This is a genomic window from Frigoribacterium sp. CFBP 8751 (assembly GCF_014841545.1).
In the GTDB taxonomy this organism is placed as follows: Bacteria; Actinomycetota; Actinomycetes; order Actinomycetales; family Microbacteriaceae; genus Frigoribacterium.
Genome location: NZ_JACYUB010000004.1, coordinates 132835 through 151684 on the forward strand (window position 1 = coordinate 132835; position 18850 = coordinate 151684).

Sequence of the window (18850 nt, forward strand, 5' to 3'; positions counted from 1 at the left end):
CCTAGCGGCCCTGGCGCTTCTTGAACGGCTTGGGCTGGCCCTTGACCGCGGGAGTGCGGCCCTTGCCCTTGGACGCCTTGGCCTTGCCGCCGGCCGGCGGGGGTGGTGGCGGCGTCGGGGTGGACGGGCTCGCCAGTTCGTCCTCGGCGACGACCACCGCGGCCTTGCCGGCCTTGGTCAACCGGTAGGGCGTGACGTCACGGTCGAACAGCTTCGCACCGAACTCGAGCTCGAGCGCCTCGATGGACGACTCGAGCTTCTGTCGCGAGATGCCGAGCTTGTCGGCCGCGACCGGGAAGTGCAGCACGTCGGCGGCGACGAGGAAGTGCCTCAGGTGGCTCGTCTTCACGCCGTGGCGACCGAACCGGCGGAGGAGCCGCCGACCGAGTCCGCGCGGATGCCGAGGCCGTCGAGGGCCTTCTGGAAGATCGTGAGGCCGCTCATGCCCGGCAGGTTCGAGATGTTCTGGTCGAGCTTGACGGCGGCCTTGCGGCCGTCTTCGCCGCTCATCAGCTGGCCGAAGACGAACTTGACGTCGTCGACCTCCATGATCGACGAGCCGACGGGGGCCCAGACCTTCGACAACAGGAAGCGCGTCAGCTTCTGGGCCTTCTTGCTCGCGAGCAGACGCTCGCGGGCCTGCGAGACGTAGAACGCGACGTGGCGGGCCTCTTGCTTGGCGATGCGCTTCAGCAGCTCGGCGAGCACCGGGTCCTGCTCGAGCTCGGCCATGCGCTTGTACGCCGACACGGCCGAGTACTCGTTGGCGGCGCCCCACGACATGTGGACGGCGACGAAGTCGGAGCCGACGATCTTGCCGAGCAGGCCCTGCTTGACCGGGTCGAGGCGCTCGCGCCAGCCGAGCTTGAGGCGGTTGGCCCGCAGCTGGTCGTAGTCGACCGTGATGCCGTGCACCTCGAGGATGGCGGCGAGGGCCTCGCCGTGCCAGAACTCCTCGCGGTTCCACATCGTCATGAACGTGGTCATCTCGTTCTCTTTGTGAGAAGGAGTCGTGAGCAGGTCACGGGTGTAGCAGACCGTGTGGTACTCGACGTCGGCCATGTAGCGCAGCGTCCGCAGCGAGTCCGCCGACAGCGGGTTCTTGCGGAAGTGGTCGAGGTCGAGGTCGTCCCAGCTCAGTCGTTCGGAGGTCGCGGCGAACTTGTCGATGTCGAAGGCCATGTGATGTCAGGAGGCGCGGGTTCAGACCCTGCCTCCGTCTCCTTTCGCTGTGGTGCTGCTGGTGCCGCTCGTGGTGCTGGTGCCGCTTCTGCCGTGGGGGCCGCTGCGAGTCCAATCGCGGATGCTCCATCTTCTTCGGAGCGCCTCACGTGCCAGATTGCTGTCGGGGTTGACCGCGTTCGGGTGCCCGACCATCTCGAGCCAGGCGAGGTCGGCGAACGAGTCACCATAACCGTACGACCCCGAGAGATCGATGTCGTTCGCCTGGGCGTACTGGCGCAGCCAGGCGGCGCGGGCCTCGTCGACCAGCGGGGGCTGTGCGAGGTAGCCGGTGTAGACGCCGCTGCGTTGGTGCATCGTGCTGGCGACGACGTCGTCGAAGAGGTGCGCCAGGGGAGTCGTCAGGGTGTCGATCGAGCCCGTGACCAGCACGGTGCGGTGCCCGGCGGCTCGGTGCTCGGCGAGGCGGGCGAGCGCGTCGGGGAGGGTGTGGCGCAGGACCGTGTCGGCGTAGCCGCGCGACCGCACGACGCCCGAGAGCCGCGCGACGGGCATGCCCTCGTACCGCCGCGAGAAGGTGCGGATGAACTCGCCACGGTCGCGACCCTCGGCCCGCAGGTACCGCGGCAGCGAGGTGAGCAGGCTGGCGACCTCGCCGGGCCAGGCGGCCTTGCGGAACCCGGCCGAGCGCACCCAGAGGTACTGCTCCACGATGTTGCTGTCGAGCACCGTGCCCTCGAGGTCGAACACGGCGACGACGTCGCCGCGTCGCGGCAGGGCCCGCGTGTCGGCGACGGCGGCCGACGCGGCGGGTCGCACCGAGAACGCCCGGGTCATCGAGGTGATCGACGGGAAGTGCACCTCTTGGAAGTAGGCCTCCCAGTCGACGTCGGTGACGTCGAAGCCGATGTCGGCGGGGGAGCCCGCCGGGAGACCGGCGTGCAGGGCCCGCGTGCGGCGGTCGTCGAAGATGATCTCGGACTGCACGTAGTGGCGGTAGAGGTCGGTCAGGCTCTGGAGCGACTCGAGGTCGGCCCGACGGGTCTGCACCCCGGCCAGCGCCGTGCGGGTGCGTAGCGTGCTCGGCAGTCGCGTGAGCACGGCCTCGCGGACGTCGTTGACGCGGTTCGCGGTGCGGATGGCGCCCTCGACCTTGCGCACGCCCGGGAAGTTCCAGTGCGGCGCCTCGATCGACGAGTGCTCGTCGCGGGGGAGCGGGTTCGCCGTGAAGAACGCCTTGAGGTTCTCGAACATGCGCAGGATCGAGAACGGGTTGCTGCCGCCCGAACTGGCGTGGAAGTACTGGGGGCTGCCGGCCTCGACCGGGTTCGCGGCGACCGCCAGGATGACGTTGACGACGTAGTCGACCGGGATCACGTCGAGCACGCTGTCGGGCACCCCGGGGAACTCGGGCAGCAGTCCGCGGGCGTACGACATGATCAGCGGGTCGGCGACCTTGAAGCCGTCGATCCAGCCGGGGTAGGGGTGCCGGTGGGCGCTCTCGACGATCGCCGGTCGGACCACCGACAGGCGGTGCCCGGCCTCGGCCCAGAGTTCTTCGGCGGCGCGTTCCGCGAAGGCCTTGGTCAGGGTGTAGACGTCGGTCCAGCCGAGCGTCTCGGCCCGGGTGCGCCCGTAGTCGACGAGACGGGCCTTGACCCACGCGACCCGCGCCTCCTCGGCGGCCGCGGCGACCGCCTGCGGACCGGTCTTGCCGTGTGCCGCACGACCCTGGGCGAGGAAGGTGCGCAGCGTCTCGGGCTGCCGCGAGGCGGCCTCGACGCGGGCGCGGGCGTCGGCCGCGGCGGCGCGCTCGACGCGCCAGTCGACGGTGTGGCCGAGCGACGCCTCGGGGAACACGCCCTTGCGGATGCCGCCGACGTAGGCCGTCGACACGTGCACGACGTGCGGGTCGGTGCCCGTCTTCTGTAGGGCCTCGTACAGCCCGACCGCTCCGCCGACGTTGGTCTCGAAGGCCTGGTCGATCGGCGGGTCGAACGACACCGTGGACGCGCTGTGGATGACGACGTCGAGGTCGTCGGGCAGGTCGGGCAGGTCGCCGAGACCGCTCTCGATCACCCGGAGCCGCTCGGTGAGGGCCTTCTCGACGCCCTCGGCCCCGACGGCCTCGCGCCACGAGGCGAAGACCGGCTTCTTCAGCAGGTGCCGCAGACGCCCCTCGGCCGACGTGCCGGCCTTCGGACGGATGAGGAGCGTGACCGTCGTGCCGGGGTGCGACGAGAGCAGACGCTCGAGGATCGCCTGACCGACGAAGCCGGTGCCGCCGGTCAGCAGGACGTGCGATCCGCCGAGGTCGACGCGGGTGGCACCCGGGGTCTGGTCGGGCAGCGCGAGGCCGGGGACGGAGCTCATGCGGTCAGCTTTCTGGTCACGGTCGCCCCGACGGAGGCGTCCAGGCCCGGCAGGTCGGCGACCTGCGAGCCCACGCGGTCGGCACGCAGATGGCCCTCGGCCCCGCCGAACACGGTGGCGTCGAAGAACGTGCGCTCGGAGTCGGCGCGCTCGACGGCGCCGATCGGCCAGACGGCCGTCAGCAAGGAGGCACGGGTCATCTTCACCGAGCGGCGCGAGTCGCGCAGTCGCCAGTCGGCCTCGCTCGAGAAGAACTGCTCGTGACGGCCCTTCACGACCCTCGCACGGTCGATCACGGTGGTCAGCGTGGGGTGTCCCGCGAGCTCGTCGAGGCGGTCGTATGCCTCTCGGAGCACCCACTCGTCGACGGCCCCCGTCGTCGTGTGCACGGCGACGATGGGGGACCCGACGGTGATGGCCTGCAGGGCCCGGGTGATCGGGCCACGGCGCTCGACGGCCTCGGAGGCGGCGTGCCGCTTCGGGCCCTCGGGCACGTCGCGGTTGCGGGGCTCGCCGTGGGCCTCGAGGACGGCGTCGAGGGCGTCGGCCAGCCAGAACTTCTCGAACGCCCACGTCACGAGGAACGCGGTGACCCTCGTGTCCTTGTGGGTGGCCGTGACCAGCAGGTTGCGCAGGTTCTCCATCGTGGCGCTCTCGAGACGGCCGAGGTGACGGACGAGGCGCAGGGCTTCGGGGCCGAGGGGTGCGTCGGCGAAGCCGGACAGGTCGAGGTCGGGACGCCAGTTCCCCTGGGCCGTCTTGGTGAACTTGCGGATGTCGAAGTCGGGGTCGGCGCGCGGGGCATCTCTGGTCGTCATGACAGGGGGTCCTCCGGGGCAGAAGTGGACGAGGCGAGAAGGGCCTCGAACGTGTCTCGATGCGCGCAGTCTGCTCTCAGCACCGTATCGTAAGCGGCATGGCTGTAGCGCTCGTCACCGGGGGCACGTCCGGCATCGGAGCCGAATTCGCCCGCCAACTCTCCATGCGCGGCTGGGACATCGTCCTGGTCGCGCGTGACCTCACCCGACTCGACGAGACGGCGACCGCTCTGCGCGCGCTGGGCCGTGACGTCGAGGTGCTCGCGGCCGACCTCGGCGACCGTGGTGACGTCGACCGGGTGGCCGAGCGGCTGGCCGATCCGACCCGCCCCGTCGACCTGCTGGTGAACAATGCCGGTTTCGGCATGCACACCCCGTTGACCTCCACCGACGTCGCTGCACACGACCTCGCGTTCGAGGTCATGTGCCGGGCCGTGCTCGTCCTCTCGGGTGCGGCGGCGAGGTCCATGCGCGAGCGCGGCCGGGGTCGCATCGTCAACGTGTCGAGCACCGCGGGGCTGATGGCCATGGGCAGCTACTCGGCGATCAAGGCGTGGGTGACCTCGTACAGCGAAGGTCTCTCGGTCGAGCTCAAGGGCACCGGGGTGGGCGTCACGGCCCTGCTGCCGGGCTGGGTGCGGACGGAGTTCCATCAGCGGGCCGGCATAAAGTCGTCGTCCATACCCAACGCCCTGTGGCTCAGCACCGAACAACTCGTCGTCGCCTGTCTGCGCGACGTCGACAAAGGCAAGGTGATCTCCATGCCCACGCTTCGGTACAAGGTGCTGATGGGATTGGTCCGGCACGCTCCCAAGGGCGCCGTCCGGGCCGCGTCCGGCGCGATCTCGTCGAGCCGCCGCAAGCCGGTGGGGCAGTGAGCGTGAAGGACGACGGAGAACGCCGCCGCGACCACGCGCGCCTCGACGCCGTGGCCCAGCGGGTCGACGACGTCAGGGCCGACGTCGCCCAGCGAGCCGGGGACGTCGCCCAGCGTGCGGGTGACGTCGCGAGCGACGTCCGCGACCGCTTCAGCTCGCGGCGACACGCGATGGCCCGCTACGTCGCGCAGCGCATGGTGCTCAAGCCCACGATCTGGTCGATCACCGACGTGACGGTCATCGACCGCGACCGGGTCGAGGGCCTCACCGGGGGCTTCATCGTCGTCGCGAACCACTCGAGCCACCTGGACGCCCCGCTCATCCTCGGTGCCCTGCCCCGCAAGCTCGCGCGCTACCTGGCCACGGGCGCCGCGGCCGACTACTTCTTCGACGTGCCCTGGCGGCGTCAGCTGACCGAACTGTTCTTCAACGCGTTCCCGGTGCAGCGGGGCTCGGGGACGCCGGCCTCCGCGGTCGACGCGACCCGCGCCTCCTCGTCCGGTGCGTCCGCCGGGTCGACGCCGCAGAGCTCGGCCCGCCGGCGTGCCGCGGCGAAGGCGGCCGCCCGCGGGCGCCAGGGGCAGCCCACCGTCAGCGCGCGCTCCCTGCTCCAGCGCGGCTACCCCGTGCTGGTGTTCCCCGAGGGCACCCGCTCGAAGGACGGCACGGTCGCCGCCTTCAAGCCCGGTGCCGCCGCGCTCGCGTCCGCCTGCGGCGTGCCGGTCGTGCCCCTCGCCCTGATCGGCGCGAACATCGCCCAGCCCCGAGGGCGCAGTTGGCCCCGGCCCGGTCGACTTCCCGTCGGCGTCGCGTTCGGCGACCCGATGCGGCCCCACGACGGCGAGTCCGTCACCGACTTCTCGACGCGCGTGCGCACCGAGATCCTGCGTCTGAAGGACGCCAACACCGCCCGCATCCTGGGCCCGTCAGACCCGCACGAAGGAGAACGCCCGTGACCGACGTCCAGCAGAAGAAGAGTGCCGCCGTCGACGGCGTCAAGCACATGAAGTGGTGGGGCTGGGGCGTCGAGGGCGTCGCCTTCCACCACGACGACAAGCCCGCCTTCGCCCCCTTCGTCAAGAAGATCGTGGGCGTCGAGCTGTCGCAGGGTCACGACACCGGCCTCTCGTTCGACGACCTCGACGTCCCCGCCTCGCGGGCCGGTGCCGAGGTGCTCGACTCGCTCGTCCAGATCGTGGGCGACGGCCAGGTCGTCACCGACGACCACGACCGGGTCGTCCACACCTACGGCAAGAGCATCCGCGACCTGATCCGCATCCGCGCGGGGCGTCTCGACCGCGTGCCCGACGTCGTCGTGTACCCGGCCGACGAGGACGAGATCCAGCAGATCGTCGACCTGGCCGTCGCCAGCGACGTCGTGCTCATCCCGTTCGGCGGCGGCAGCAACATCGTCGGCAGCCTCGAGCCCCTGCCCGCCGAAGAGCGCACGGTCGTCTCGCTCGACATGGGCCGCCTCGACAAGGTGCTCGACATCGACGAGGACGGTGGGCTGGCGCGCATCCAGGCCGGCGGTCAGGGCCCCGACCTCGAGGAGCAGCTGAACGCCCGCGGTTGGACCCTCGGTCACTTCCCGGACAGCTTCACCCACTCGACCATGGGCGGCTGGGTCGCCACCCGCTCGTCGGGCATGCAGAGCGACAAGTACGGCGACATCGCCGACATCACCAAGGGCCTGCGGGTCGTGCGCCCCGGTGGCGTGCTCTCGATCCGCGCCGTGCCGAGCGCGTCGACGGGTCCGTCGCTGCGCGAGATGATCATCGGCAGCGAGGGACGTCTCGGCGTTATCACCGAGGTCACCGCCCAGGTGCACCGGCTGCCCGAGAAGCGTGAGATCCTCGCCTACCTGTTCCCGTCGTGGCACGACGGCCTCGCCGCCATGCAGGCCATCGCCGAGAGCGACGTGAGCCCGTCGGTCACCCGCGTCAGCGACGCCCACGAGACCGCCTTCTCGTTCGCCACGTCGAAGCCGGGCAAGGGCATCTCGCAGAAGGTCACCGACCTGTTGCCGACCATCCTGAAGGCCAAGGGCTGGGACGTCGACGCCATGTGCCTGTCGTTCATCGGCTACGAGGGCAGCCCCGAGCACGTCGCCCACACCCAGAAGGCCGTCGCCAAGATCGTCAAGGCGAACAAGGGCATGAGCGTCGGCAAGGGGCCGGGCAAGCTCTACGACCAGAAGAAGTTCGACACGCCCTACCTGCGCGACTTCTTCATGGACCACGGAGGCGCGGCGGACGTCTCCGAGACCGCCGCCCCCTGGTCGAAGCTGCGCCTCGTGTCGTCGCGCGTCTACGCCGCGGCGAACCAGGCGTTCGACAGCATCGGCAAGCAGGGCTGGATCATGGGCCACCTGTCGCACTCGTACCACTCGGGCGCGTGCCTGTACTTCACCTTCGCCTTCGAGCACGGTGACGACGCCGAGGCCGAGTACGACGTGGTCAAGCACGCCATCCAGCAGGCGTTCATCGACACCGGGGCGACCGTCTCGCACCACCACGGCGTGGGGCTCGAGCACCAGCCGTGGCTCGCGCAGGACGTCTCGCCCGAGGGCGTCGCCGTCATGCAGGGGCTGTTCGACTCGGCCGACCCGGGACGCGTGTTCAACCCCGGGAAGGTGACGGGCGCGTAGTCCGGCGCCGCGCCTCCCGCGCTGCTGCCGCCGCCGCCGCTGCCGCCTCGCAGGGCCGGCCACCCCGCCACGAGATGGTCACAGCACCGCGATTAGTCCTGGTGCTGTGACCATCTCACGGTGTTTTCCGACCGAACGTGCCTCGTGCACGGGGGTGACGACGTGAACCCTGTCCACAGGGAGGCGCTGGTCGGGCCTCGAGGACGGTGGGCGCGGACAGGGTGGGGGTGTGACCACTGCGCTTCCACCCCTCGTCTTCTCCGCAACCTACGGTTCCCAGAGCAGGCACGGCACCGCTCTGAGGCGTGACGCGAGACGGGGCCTGCTGCATCGGGTGCACCCTGGGGCCTACGTGGAAGCCGCCGACTGGGCGCGTCTCGACAGACGTGGACGACACGTCTTGACGACGCGGGCGGTCGTGGCCGGCTTGTCACCGCGGGTCGTCGTGTCGCACGGCTCGGCCGTCGCCCTCCACCGTCTGCCGAGCGTCGACTGGCCGCGAGGGCCGGTGCATGTCATCGATCCCGGCCGCGAACGGACACAGGCGACCGCACGAGTCGTTCGCCACCCGGGGCCGATCGATGCACACGACACGGTCGAGATCGACGGGCTCCTCGTGACGAGCGAGGGGCGGACTGCCGTCGACAGGTCGAGGACTGCGTCCTTCGCCGACGGGGTGCTCTGTGTCGACGCCGTCCTTCGCCGCGCCGCGGCTCGGACGGGGTGTTTCGAGGCGTCGGACCGACGCGATCCGCGTCGGTCCGCTGGTCACCGGTCGCTCGTGGACGCCGCGGCCGACGGAATGCGCCGGCTGCTGTTCGAGCGGCTTGACCGCGAACCCGGCACGCGGGGGCTGTCGACGGCGCGTGGGGTCATGGCGTTCGCCACTCCGTGGGCGGAGAACGGCGGCGAATCCCTCTGTCGCCTGGCGCTGCTCGAGCTCGGCGCTCCTGAGCCCGCCATGCAGGTCGAGTTCTTCGACGACGAGGGGCTGGCCGGACGATGTGACTTCGTGATCGGTGACGCGGCGCTCGAATTCGACGGCAAGGCCAAGTACGACGATGCTGCGATGCGTGCGGGCCAGGTGCCGTCTGCCGTGGTGAAGGCCGAGAAGGCTCGTGAACGGCGTCTCGTGCGATCTGGTGGAATCTCGGCGATCGGTCGATGCGACGCCGAGGACGTCGCGCTGCGCCTTCCGCTCGCCAGGATTCTCCGTGACCTCGACGTCGAGCTCAGACCACGGCAGAACGCCAGGATGTGGCCACACCGCCAGGTTTAGGCATGGTGCTGTGACCACATCATGGCGGCCTGCTCATATCGTGGCGGGGTGGCGGCGGGGGACGCACGTCGCCCGGGGACACACAGGGAGACGGCGCAGGGCGGCTGCCTAAGATGAGCATCGATTCGTCCGCACAGACCCCGTTCACGGAAGAGACCCGCGCATGCCCGGAATCCACGCCGACATCACCTCGGCCTTCGGCAACACCCCGCTCGTCAAGCTCAACTCGCTGCCCGCCGAGGGCGGGGCCGAGGTGCTGGCCAAGCTCGAGTTCTACAACCCGGGTGCCAGCGTCAAGGACCGCCTCGGCGTCGCCATCGTCGACGCGGCCGAGGCGTCCGGCGACCTGGGGCCCGGCGGGACGATCGTCGAGGGGTCGAGCGGCAACACCGGCATCTCGTTGGCCCTCGTCGGTGCCGCCCGCGGCTACCGGGTGATCGTCACGATGCCCGAGACGATGAGCGTCGAACGACGCACCGTCATGAAGGCCTACGGCGCGAAGATCGTCCTGACCCCCGGCCCCGAGGGCATGAAGGGCGCCGTCGAGCGAGCGAAGCAGATCGCGGCCGAGACCGAGAACGCGATCTGGGCGCAGCAGTTCGAGACGCAGGCCAACGCCGAGATCCACCGCCGCACGACCGCACCCGAGATCCTGCGCGACACCGACGGGAAGATCGACTTCTTCGTCGCGGGCGTCGGCACCGGCGGCACGATCACGGGCGTGGGTCAGGTGCTGCACGAGAAGGTCCCCGGCGTGAAGGTCGTCGCCGTCGAGCCCGCCGACTCGCCCCTGCTGAGCGAGGGCAAGGCCGGGCCGCACAAGATCCAGGGCATCGGCGCGAACTTCGTGCCCGAGGTGCTCGACCGGTCGCAGATCGACGAGGTCTTCCCCGTCCAGCTCGACGACGCCCTGCGCGTCGCGCGCGACCTCGCCACGAAGGAGGGCATCCTCTCGGGCATCTCGTCCGGCGCGATCATCCACGCCGCGCTCGAGATCGCGAAACGGCCCGATAACGCCGGCAAGCGCATCGTCGCGATCGTCTGCGACACCGGAGAGCGCTACCTGTCGACCGTGCTGTTCCAGGACCTCGCGGACGCCTAGGGTGCGGTTGGTCGCCCGCCTCCGCGAAGACCTCGACACCGTCCGGAGGCGCGACCCGGCTGCCCGAGGACGCGTCGAGACCGCGCTGGTCTACTCGGGCCTGCACGCGGTGTGGGCGCACCGCGTGACCTCGCGACTGTGGCGTGCGGGGCCGGCACCGCGCCTCCTCGGGTCGCGGTTCGCCGCGCGCCTGCTGTCGCAGGCGGTCCGATCGCTGACCGGCGTCGAGATCCACCCCGGGGCCCGCCTCGGAGCCCGCCTGTTCATCGACCACGGCATGGGCGTCGTGATCGGCGAGACGGCGGTGGTCGGTGACGACTGCACGATCTTCCACGGCGTGACCCTCGGGGGCAAGGGACGCGGAGGCGCGCTCGGCCGCCGGCACCCCACCGTCGGTGACGGCGTGATGATCGGTGCCGGGGCCGCCGTGCTCGGCGGCGTCACCGTGGGCAGCGGCAGCGTCGTCGGGGCCAACGCGGTCGTGACCAAGGACGTCCCGGCCGGGTCGGTCGCGGTGGGCGTGCCCGCCGTCGCCCGGCCGCGTCGGCCCTGACGAGGCCGCGTCGGCCCTGACGAGGCCGCGTCGGCCCCGGGCCGGGGTCGGGGCCGGGCCGATCAGCGGCGGGGCTCCCAGCGGAAGGCCTTCGTGGCCGCGAGGGCGCCGAGGGCCGCCCAGACCAGTGTCGGGGCCAACAGCACGGACACGAGCGACAGGTCACCGCCGTTCCAGGCCAAGGTGATCAGTTCCATGAGCCCGCCGCCGGGCAGGATGCGTTTGAGCCAGAGCAGGTCGTCGGCGCCCGTGATCGTCCACCAGATCGCCACCCCGAGCGTGATCAGGTAGAGCGGCATGGTCGTGTACTGGGCGTGCTCGGGCGAGGTGCTGAACCCGGCCGTGGCCAGGGCGAAGCCGGCGAACATGGCCTCGGCGATCAGGACGGCCGCGATCAGCAGCCCGGCGTGCACCGGGGGCTCGCGGAGCGCGAGCACGCCGAGCACGATGACGAGTTGCGCGACGCTGACCGCCACGACGGGCAGCACGAGCCCGGCGATGATCCCCGCGTCGCCGACGGACCCGCTGCGCAGGCGCTTCAGGTACAGGGACTGACGACGGGCCGCGAGGGTGGTCGTCGCGGTGACGTAGACGCCGAGGCCCACCATGCCGATGATCTGCACGCCGGCGAGCATGCCGGCGGTGCCGTACGAGTCGAAGGCGTAGGTGAGGGCCCCGAAGCCGAGGGGCAGCAGCAGTGCGCAGAGGGCGACGGTGCGGTTGCGCACGAGCATGCGCAGTTCGGCGAGGGCGATGGCGAGCGGGCCGGAACGACGTCGCGAGCCTGCCGACCGGGTGGGGGAGGGACGGGTCACGGTGGTCATGGGATGTCCTTTCGGAGGGGGACGGGGGAGGGGAGCGGAGTCCGGTGACGGCCGACGCTCAGGAGGCACGGCTGAGGTCGCGGAACACGTCGTCGAGTCCCGACTCGTGCACCGTGAGACGGGCCAACGGGCGATCGGCGTCGGCCGCCCAGCCGAGCAACGCCCCGAGGTCGCGCTGGGCGTCGTCGGTCTCGATCACGACGAGGTCGTTCTCGGTCCGGGCGACCTCCAGCGGGAGGCCGTCGAGCGGGCCGGGGGCGACGAAGCGGATGGAGGTCGTGCTGCCGGCGGTGAGGTCGGCGACGGTCCCTTCGCGGCGGATGCGCCCCCGGTGCATCAGACCGATGCGGTCGGCGTTCTCGGCGGCTTCCTCGAGGTAGTGGGTGGTCAGGACGAAGGTGACCCCCGCCTCCCGCAGTTCGGCGACGACCGCCCAGAGCGCGTCACGTGCCGCAGGGTCGAGCCCCGTGGTGGGTTCGTCGAGGAAGACGAGCTCGGGGGTGCCCCAGACCGCGGCCGCGAAGTCGACGCGGCGGCGCTCGCCGCCCGACAGCTGGGCGACCCGGGCCCGGGCCTTGTGGTCGACGCCGACCAGACCGAGCACCCGGTCGACGTCGTCGTCGCGACCCGAGACGGCGCCCGACAGCAGGATGCTCTCGCGCACGGTGAGCTCGGGGGCGAGGCCGGAGTCCTGCAGCATCGTGCCGATCCGCGGGCGGATGCGCCCCCGGTCGGTCGGATCGCCGCCGAGCACCTCGACCCGGCCCGCGTCGGCCGTGCGGTGCCCTTCGAGCACCTCGAGCGTGGTGGTCTTGCCGGCACCGTTCGTGCCGAGGAGCGCGTACAGCTCGCCGCGGTGGACGGTCAGGTCGAGGCCGTCGACGGCGGTGAACGAGCCGTACGAACAGCGGAGGCCGTGCGTCGAGATGACGGCGTCGCCGCGCTCGGCGGAGCCGGGGGCGACGGCCGGTCGGGGCGTGGTGTCGATGGAGTTCGTCATGACCTCGACGATCTCGCGCCGAGCGGACGACGGGTAGTGCCGGCGTGCCATCCGTGCCGCGTGACATCGGTCATGCTCGGTCATGACATCGGGCACCTCCGTGCGTCGGCGGCCTCCGTTAGCGTGGTCTCATGCCCCACCTCCCGCTGGCCGTGCGTCCTCGACCGGGCGGTCACCTGCCCCCGCTCGCGCGCATGCGGCGGTACGTCACGTGGTCGTTCGTGGCGCTCGCGGTCTTCACCACCCTCGTCCTCGTCGTGACGCTGCTGGCCGAGGGCGCCTCCTGGTGGCTGGTGGCGGCCTCCGGCGTCGCAGGGGCGCTCGTCACGGCCCACTCGTTCTTCTGGGAGCGCCGCCCACCCGTCCCGTTGGCGGTCGCCGGCCTCGTGGTCTCGTACCTCGTCTGGCTGGCGGTCCCGCTCGGCGGGCAGAACGCCCTGCTGCTCTTCCCCTTCGGCCTCACCGTCGGGTACCTGGCGACGACGCCCCCGCTCGCCTCCTGGCGATGGGTCGCCGCCGCCGTGGTCGCCGCGCTCGTGCCCGTGGTGGTCGTCGAGGTCGACGCGGCCGCACCGCTCGTGGGGCTGTCGACGGCGGTCGTGATCGGCCTGCTGTCGCTCTACGGGATCTGTCGGCTGAACCGGTACGGGTTCGACCTGTACCTCGAGATCGACGCGGCCCGCGAGACCCAGTCCGAGCTCGCCGTGATGCGCGAGCGGTACCGGTTCTCGGTCGACCTGCACGACATCCAGGGGCAGGCCCTGCACGTCGGTCGCCTGCAGCTGCAGCTGGCCGACAAGACCCTGGACCGCGACCCGGCCGCCGCGCGACGGCACCTCCGCGAGGCCGAGCAGCTGATCGTGCAGACGATCGCCGAGACCCGTCGGTTGGCCTACGGCGAACGCACGCTCACGCTCGCCGGCGAACTGGCCAACTCGGCCGAGCTCATCCGCGCGGCGGGCATCGAGCTCGAGGTCACGGGTGCCCCTCCCGTCGGGCACCCGGCCGACGACCTGTTCGGTCACGTCGTGCGCGAGGCCACCACGAACCTGCTGCGCCACGCCCAGGCCGAGCGGGTCACCATCGTGCTCGGCCTCGAGTTCGTCCAGGTGGTCAACGACGGCGCGGCCGAACCGATGCGCGGCCTCAGCGGCCTCGCCCGCCTCGGCGAACGGTTCGCCGCGGTCGGAGGCACGGTGACCACCCGGCACGACAACGGCCGGTTCCGGGTCGAGGCGAGGGCAGCAGCGAAAGGAGCCGGGGGTGCGCCCCGGCCGACGGCGACACGGGCCGGGGCGGCCCCCGCGGCGGCCCCCGCGGCGTCGAGCGGGGCGTCGACCGGCACGAGGTCCGCATGATCCGGGTGCTGCTCGCCGACGACGAGACCTTGCTGCGTCGATCGATCGCCGCCCTGCTCGACCTGAGCGACACCGTCGAGGTCGTCGCCCAGGCCGCCGACGGCACCGAGGCCGTGGCCCTCGCCGCGCTCCACGAGCCCGACGTCGTGCTGCTCGACCTCGAGATGCCCGGCATGGACGGCATCGAGGCGGCGATCGCGATCCTGGGTCGACGACCCGAGCAGGCGGTCGTGCTGCTGACCCGTCACGGCCGCCCCGGCGTGCTCCGTCGTGCCCTCCGCGCCGGAGTACGGGGCTTCCTGCCGAAGTCGGTCGACCCCGACGAGCTCGAACGGGTGATCGTGCAAGTGCACGACGGCCGCCGCTACATCGACGCCGACATCTCGGCCTCGGCGATGATGGACGACTGCCCGCTGACCGAGCGCGAGCTCGACACGCTGCGCCTCACGACCGACGGGTTCTCGGTCCGAGAGATCAGCGCCCGGCTGCACCTCGCCTCCGGAACGGTGCGCAACTACCTCTCGTCGGCCATGCAGAAGACCGGCAGTTCGTCTCGGCACACCGCGGCCCGCGTCGCGCGCGAGCGCGGCTGGCTCTGACCCGGGCCCGACTGGCGTCAGGCACCCGGCGCCCGGCGCCCGGCGTCAGGCGTTCGTCAGCTCGCGGTCCCGCGCGACGGACGAGGAGGCGCGGCGCGGCTCCCGGGGCTCGAAGCGCCCCTTGAGCTTCAGGGCGGGCTTCTCCACGAAGTGGTGCGAGAGCACCGACGTGCCGATCGCCGCGGCGAGCACGAGGACGACGCCGAGAGCACCCTGCACGTACGGCTCGACGAGCGCGATGAAGACGACGTGCCAGAGGTAGAGCGGGTACGAGATGGCTCGTCCGAACCAGGCGACCGGGGCGAGGGACAGCACCCAGGCGACGGGCGACGACGCCGTGACGAGACCGCCGATCAAGAGCATCGACGCGAGGCCCACCGCGGGCAAGGCGACCGCGAAGGTCAGGACGCTCTGCTGCCAGCCCGATCCGATGACGAACAACGAACCGACGACCCCGCCGAGCCCGAGCCAGGTGGCCAGCGCGCCCCAGTGGCCGGCCAGGGCGGCCCGCACGCGGTCCGATCGCAGGACGATCGCCAGCGCGCAGCCCATCAAGAGGGGGGCGACGTTGAGGACGGGGCTGAAGTAGATGTCGGGGGTCGCGCTGCCGGACGGGCGGTCGTAGAGGAACCAGGTCGCGACGGCCGAGGCGACGACGACGACCGACAGGCCGGCGACGAGGGCCTTGCGCTTGACCGCGACGGCGAGCAGCAGCACGAGCACCGGCGGCCAGACGAGGTAGAACTGCTCCTCCATCGACAGGCTCCACATCGGGGCGAAGACGCCCTGCGAGGTGTCGAAGAAGGCCCGGGCGATGTTGCCCGAGTAGGTCAAGGCGATCACGGCGGCCCCGACGGGGCCGAGCGTCGACCCCTGGTAGTCGCCGACGAGCCACCACAGCGAGACGCCGACCACGACGACGGCGAGCAGCGTCGGGTAGAGCCGCAGCAGGCGGCGGACCCAGAACCTGCCGAGCCGGATGCGTCCCGTCGACGCGTGCTCGCGCAGCAGCAACGTGGTGATCAGGTAGCCCGACAGCACGAAGAAGACGTTGACGCCCACGAACCCGCTGCCGAAGCCCGGCACGTGCAGGTGGTAGAGCACGACGAGGGCGATGGCCAGCGTGCGCAGGCCGTCGAGCGGCAGCACCCGGTCTCGACGGGTGGTCGAGACGGGGCGGACGGTCGGCTCTGTGGTCGGCAGGGCTGAGGGCATCGTTGCAGTGTGCCTCACGTTTCTTGGTGCCGCCCGAACGAGGAGGCCGGGTTCGCATCCCGGCCCCACCCGTTCGTGGGCAGCGCCCCGAGGGGGCTAGCCGCGCTGCTGCGGGACGCGGCGCGGCAGGGCGAACACCAGCACGAACGACGCCAGGGCGAAGATCGCGCTGACGAGCATCGCGTGCGCCGCCGCGTCCGTGAAGCCGGTGGCGACGTCGGCCGGCGTCCGGCCCGAGATGGTCAGCGTCCCGAAGAGCACGCTGCCGATGATCGCGATGCCGACGGCCGAGCCGATGCGCTGGATGGCCGAGATGACGGCGCTGGCCGAGCCGGCGTCCTGCCGGTCGACCGTGGCCACGATGAACTGCACGTTCGGCGCGATGAAGAAGCCGTTGCCGAGGCCGGCGAGCAGCAGCGGCACCAGCAGCATCCAGTTGGTCAGGTCGGAGGCGTCGACCGTGACGAGCACGAGCCACATCCAGGTGAGGCCGATCGTGACGAGTGCCGTACCGAGGATCAACACGCCGCGCCCGAGCCGGGCGGCGATGCGGTTGCTCTGCGACGAGCTGATGATGCTGCCGACCGCGAACGGGATCGCCACGGCGCCCGAGGCCAGCGCGCTGTGGCCGAGCCCCGACTGCCAGAGCAGCGAGATCGTGAAGAAGATGCTGGTGAAGGCTGCGAAGTAGACGAGCGCGAGCACGACGCCGCCGGTGAACGACGGGTGCGCGAACAGCTTCGGCGGCACGAGCGGGGTCTTGCCGCGTTTGGTGTACGCGACCTCCCACAGCCCGAACAGGGCGAGCAGCACGACGCCGGCGGCGATGGTCAGGTAGGTCCAGAGCGGCCAGCCCTCGTCCTGCCCCTGGATCAGCGGGACGAGCAGGGCGACGAAGGCGCCCGAGACCAGGACGAGGCCGATCCAGTCGAGCCCGCGGTCGGGCCGGGGCACCGACTCGTCGCGCTTGGGCAGCAGGACGGCGGCGGCGATCAGGGTGATGATGCCGAACGGCAGGTTGACGTAGAAGACGAGACGCCAGCCGTTCTCGTCGCCGAACGCCTGGATGATCAGGCCGCCGATGATCGGGCCGAGCGCCGACGAGACGCCGATGACGGCGCCCATGATGGCGAAGGCCTTGCCGCGCGAACGACCGGGGAACAGCAACTGGATGAACGCGGTGACGGCGGGCACGAAGATGCCGCCCGCCAGGCCTTGAACGACGCGGAACACGACGAGCTGGGTGTCGTCCTGGGCGAGGCCACAGGCGAGCGACGCGAGGGTGAAGAGCAGCACGCCCGTGAAGTAGACCCACTTGTGGCCGATGCGGTCGCCGATGCGTCCCGCGGGGATCAGTGCGAGGCCGAAGGCGAGGGCGTACCCCGAGATGATCCACGACAGGGTCGACTCCGAGGCGTCGAGCGTCGTGCGGATCGTCGGCAGGGCGACGTTGACGATCGTGGTGTCGAGCAGGGCGATGAACATGCCGAGCAGCAGGGCGACGAGGGCGTACCAGGCGTGACGCGGCACGCCGGCGGGCTGGCCGGGGCCGGCCCCCGGGGAGGACGCCGAGGAGGCGCGGGTCGAGTGGGCGGCGGAGGCGTCGGTCATGGGGGAGCCTTTCGGGCAGCGGCACGGGCCGTGAGGCGAGGCGAGGGGCGTGGGCGGCACGAGGCCGGAGCGCGTGACGGCGGCGTCGGGGCGTGCGCAGGACGCAGGAGGCGCCGGTCACCGACCAGCGCCTCCTGATTTTTGCACGTTCTGCACTCGAGCGCGCACCATCGTCCCCGCGGACGCCGAAGGGCCCCGCCGATGTGGCGGGGCCCCTCGGGATGTCGTGGTGCCGCGGTCAGCGGCGGCCGAGGCGTCGCTCGCCGGCCGCGCCGGTCTGGTACACGAGGCCGTAGTGCTCGAACACGGCGGGCTCGCGGGCGGCCTCGAGCTCGCCGTCGGTCTCGATCGACGGGGCGTCCTTGACGAGCTTCTTGGCGAACTGCACCTTGAGGTGCTTGGGGGCGACGACCGCGCCCTGCAACGGCACGAAGACCAGACGCGAGCGGCCGAGCAGGCCGGCCGTCACCGTGGCGAAGGCAGGCTGGTCGGCGGCGGTGTCGAAGTAGATGCTCTCGAGCGAGCCGACCTTGTCGCCGTCGGGGTCGACGACGGGCATGCCGATCCAGTCACGGATGTTCTCGGCTTCGAACATGGGGTGCCTCCTCTGGCGCGGGCCCCGTCCGGGCCCTCGTCGTCGAGGCTAGTGGAGCGGGTCCGTCCGTGCTCAGGCGGGGACGCGCCCTCGCAGGGCCTTCTCGGCGAAGCCCCGGACCTCGTCGGTGAGTCTCAGGCGGTCGGGCCCGTCGACGGCTGCGAGCAGGGCCTCGGCCCGGTCCGGCTCGAGCCCCGTGAAGGCCTCTCCGATCGTCACCCCGTGCGACGGCCGCGACAGTACGGTGACCCCGTCGCCCGCCTGGACGGGCCCCGCCTTCACCACCCGCAGGTAGGTGCCGGGGCGGCCCTCGGCGTAGAACCGCTTGACCCACATGGCCTCGCCGAGTCGGCGGGCGAACGTGCCGCACGGGACGCGAGGCTTCGTGACCTCGAGCACGAGGGTCTCGCCCACGGCCCAGCGTTCGCCGATCACGGCGCCGGTGACGTCGACCCCGGACGTCCGCAGGTTCTCACCGAACAGCCCGGGCGCCACCTCGCGGCCGAGCAGCTCGGCGAAGTGGGCGGCGTCCTCGTCGGCGAAGACGTACACCGCCTGGTCGAGACCGCCGTGGTGCTTGCGGTCGGCCTGTACGTCCGCGCGGAGGCCGAGCGGGCGGACGTGCACGGGCCCGTCGACGGGGCGCTTGTCGATCGCGGTCACGCCGATCGTGCCCGAGTCGGGCAGCAGGGCGGACACCCGGCAGACGGCCGTGACGGAGGCGGCCGGAGCCGTGGCGGAGGCGGTCGCGGCGGTGACGGAGGCAGGGGCGGCGGTCATGCCCTCCATCGTGGCGGACGACGCGACCGACGG

Annotated in this window: 18 protein-coding genes; 8 read left to right on the top strand and 10 right to left on the bottom strand. The window is 71.5% G+C overall.

The annotated features are described in order from the left end of the window. Position 1 precedes the first annotated feature (1 nt). From IFT88_RS11855 to IFT88_RS11870, 4 genes are read right to left on the bottom strand one after another with little or no spacing between them, the layout of a single operon-like run. Positions 2–349, bottom strand: coding sequence for a helix-turn-helix domain-containing protein (locus tag IFT88_RS11855; RefSeq protein WP_043595703.1), 348 nt, complete (start codon positions 347–349; stop codon positions 2–4). After that, positions 346–1182 carry a hypothetical protein gene (locus tag IFT88_RS11860; RefSeq protein WP_043595701.1) on the bottom strand — a complete coding sequence of 279 codons (837 nt, stop codon included), beginning with the start codon at positions 1180–1182 and terminating at the stop codon, positions 346–348. The genes IFT88_RS11855 and IFT88_RS11860 overlap by 4 nt, the downstream gene beginning before the upstream one ends. A gap of 21 nt (positions 1183–1203) precedes the next feature. After that, the gene (locus IFT88_RS11865) at positions 1204–3555 is read right to left on the bottom strand and encodes an SDR family oxidoreductase (protein ID WP_192120785.1); all 2352 of its coding nucleotides are present in this window, start codon (positions 3553–3555) and stop codon (positions 1204–1206) included. After that, positions 3552–4373, bottom strand: a complete 822-nt coding sequence (locus IFT88_RS11870) for a hypothetical protein (RefSeq protein ID WP_192120787.1) — start codon at positions 4371–4373, stop codon at positions 3552–3554. Before IFT88_RS11870 ends, IFT88_RS11865 begins: the two co-directional genes overlap by 4 nt. Before the next feature lie 98 nt (positions 4374–4471). On the opposite strand from IFT88_RS11870, the gene IFT88_RS11875 reads away from it, so the two are divergent. The 6 genes from IFT88_RS11875 (at position 4472) to epsC (ending at position 10835) form a co-directional block, all read left to right on the top strand. Beyond that, a complete protein-coding gene (locus tag IFT88_RS11875) occupies positions 4472–5251 on the top strand; it encodes an SDR family NAD(P)-dependent oxidoreductase (protein ID WP_043595700.1) in 780 nt (259 codons plus the stop codon). A 2-nt stretch (positions 5252–5253) separates the two neighbouring features. Beyond that, on the top strand, positions 5254–6207 hold the full coding sequence (locus IFT88_RS11880; RefSeq protein WP_082060043.1) for a lysophospholipid acyltransferase family protein: 954 nt from the start codon (positions 5254–5256) through the stop codon (positions 6205–6207). After that, positions 6204–7901: an FAD-binding oxidoreductase gene (locus IFT88_RS11885; RefSeq protein WP_342212149.1), complete on the top strand. Its 1698-nt coding sequence runs from the start codon at positions 6204–6206 to the stop codon at positions 7899–7901. Before IFT88_RS11880 ends, IFT88_RS11885 begins: the two co-directional genes overlap by 4 nt. Positions 7902–8682: 781 nt before the next feature. Beyond that, positions 8683–9180, top strand: a complete 498-nt coding sequence (locus IFT88_RS11890) for a hypothetical protein (RefSeq protein WP_137847760.1) — start codon at positions 8683–8685, stop codon at positions 9178–9180. Positions 9181–9343: 163 nt separating this feature from the next. Further along, positions 9344–10282 (top strand): cysteine synthase A, encoded by a 939-nt coding sequence (gene cysK, locus IFT88_RS11895; RefSeq protein ID WP_192120789.1) that lies wholly within the window; start codon positions 9344–9346, stop codon positions 10280–10282. A 1-nt stretch (position 10283) separates the two neighbouring features. Further along, positions 10284–10835 carry a serine O-acetyltransferase EpsC gene (epsC, locus tag IFT88_RS11900; protein WP_137847753.1) on the top strand — a complete coding sequence of 184 codons (552 nt, stop codon included), beginning with the start codon at positions 10284–10286 and terminating at the stop codon, positions 10833–10835. Positions 10836–10897: 62 nt separating this feature from the next. Here epsC and IFT88_RS11905 read toward each other — a convergent pair whose 3' ends face one another. Then, positions 10898–11659: an ABC transporter permease gene (locus IFT88_RS11905; RefSeq protein WP_137847752.1), complete on the bottom strand. Its 762-nt coding sequence runs from the start codon at positions 11657–11659 to the stop codon at positions 10898–10900. A 58-nt stretch (positions 11660–11717) separates the two neighbouring features. Continuing rightward, complete coding sequence (locus IFT88_RS11910; RefSeq protein ID WP_192120791.1) at positions 11718–12659, bottom strand: ABC transporter ATP-binding protein; 942 nt, start codon at positions 12657–12659, stop codon at positions 11718–11720. Positions 12660–12790: 131 nt separating this feature from the next. Between IFT88_RS11910 and IFT88_RS11915 the strand changes: the two genes are divergently transcribed. Then, positions 12791–14017 carry a sensor histidine kinase gene (locus IFT88_RS11915; protein ID WP_192120793.1) on the top strand — a complete coding sequence of 409 codons (1227 nt, stop codon included), beginning with the start codon at positions 12791–12793 and terminating at the stop codon, positions 14015–14017. After that, positions 14014–14616 (top strand): response regulator transcription factor, encoded by a 603-nt coding sequence (locus tag IFT88_RS11920; RefSeq protein ID WP_056225096.1) that lies wholly within the window; start codon positions 14014–14016, stop codon positions 14614–14616. The genes IFT88_RS11915 and IFT88_RS11920 overlap by 4 nt, the downstream gene beginning before the upstream one ends. Before the next feature lie 45 nt (positions 14617–14661). Here the strand turns inward: IFT88_RS11920 and IFT88_RS11925 are convergent, their stop codons facing one another. From IFT88_RS11925 to IFT88_RS11940, 4 genes are all read right to left on the bottom strand, one after another. After that, positions 14662–15831 (bottom strand): acyltransferase family protein, encoded by a 1170-nt coding sequence (locus IFT88_RS11925; protein WP_192120795.1) that lies wholly within the window; start codon positions 15829–15831, stop codon positions 14662–14664. 96 nt (positions 15832–15927) lie between these two features. Then, positions 15928–17442, bottom strand: coding sequence for an MFS transporter (locus IFT88_RS11930; protein ID WP_043596803.1), 1515 nt, complete (start codon positions 17440–17442; stop codon positions 15928–15930). 238 nt (positions 17443–17680) lie between these two features. Continuing rightward, on the bottom strand, positions 17681–18037 hold the full coding sequence (locus IFT88_RS11935; RefSeq protein WP_043596802.1) for a PRC-barrel domain-containing protein: 357 nt from the start codon (positions 18035–18037) through the stop codon (positions 17681–17683). 72 nt (positions 18038–18109) lie between these two features. Beyond that, positions 18110–18817 carry an MOSC domain-containing protein gene (locus IFT88_RS11940; protein WP_043596810.1) on the bottom strand — a complete coding sequence of 236 codons (708 nt, stop codon included), beginning with the start codon at positions 18815–18817 and terminating at the stop codon, positions 18110–18112. Positions 18818–18850 lie beyond the last annotated feature (33 nt).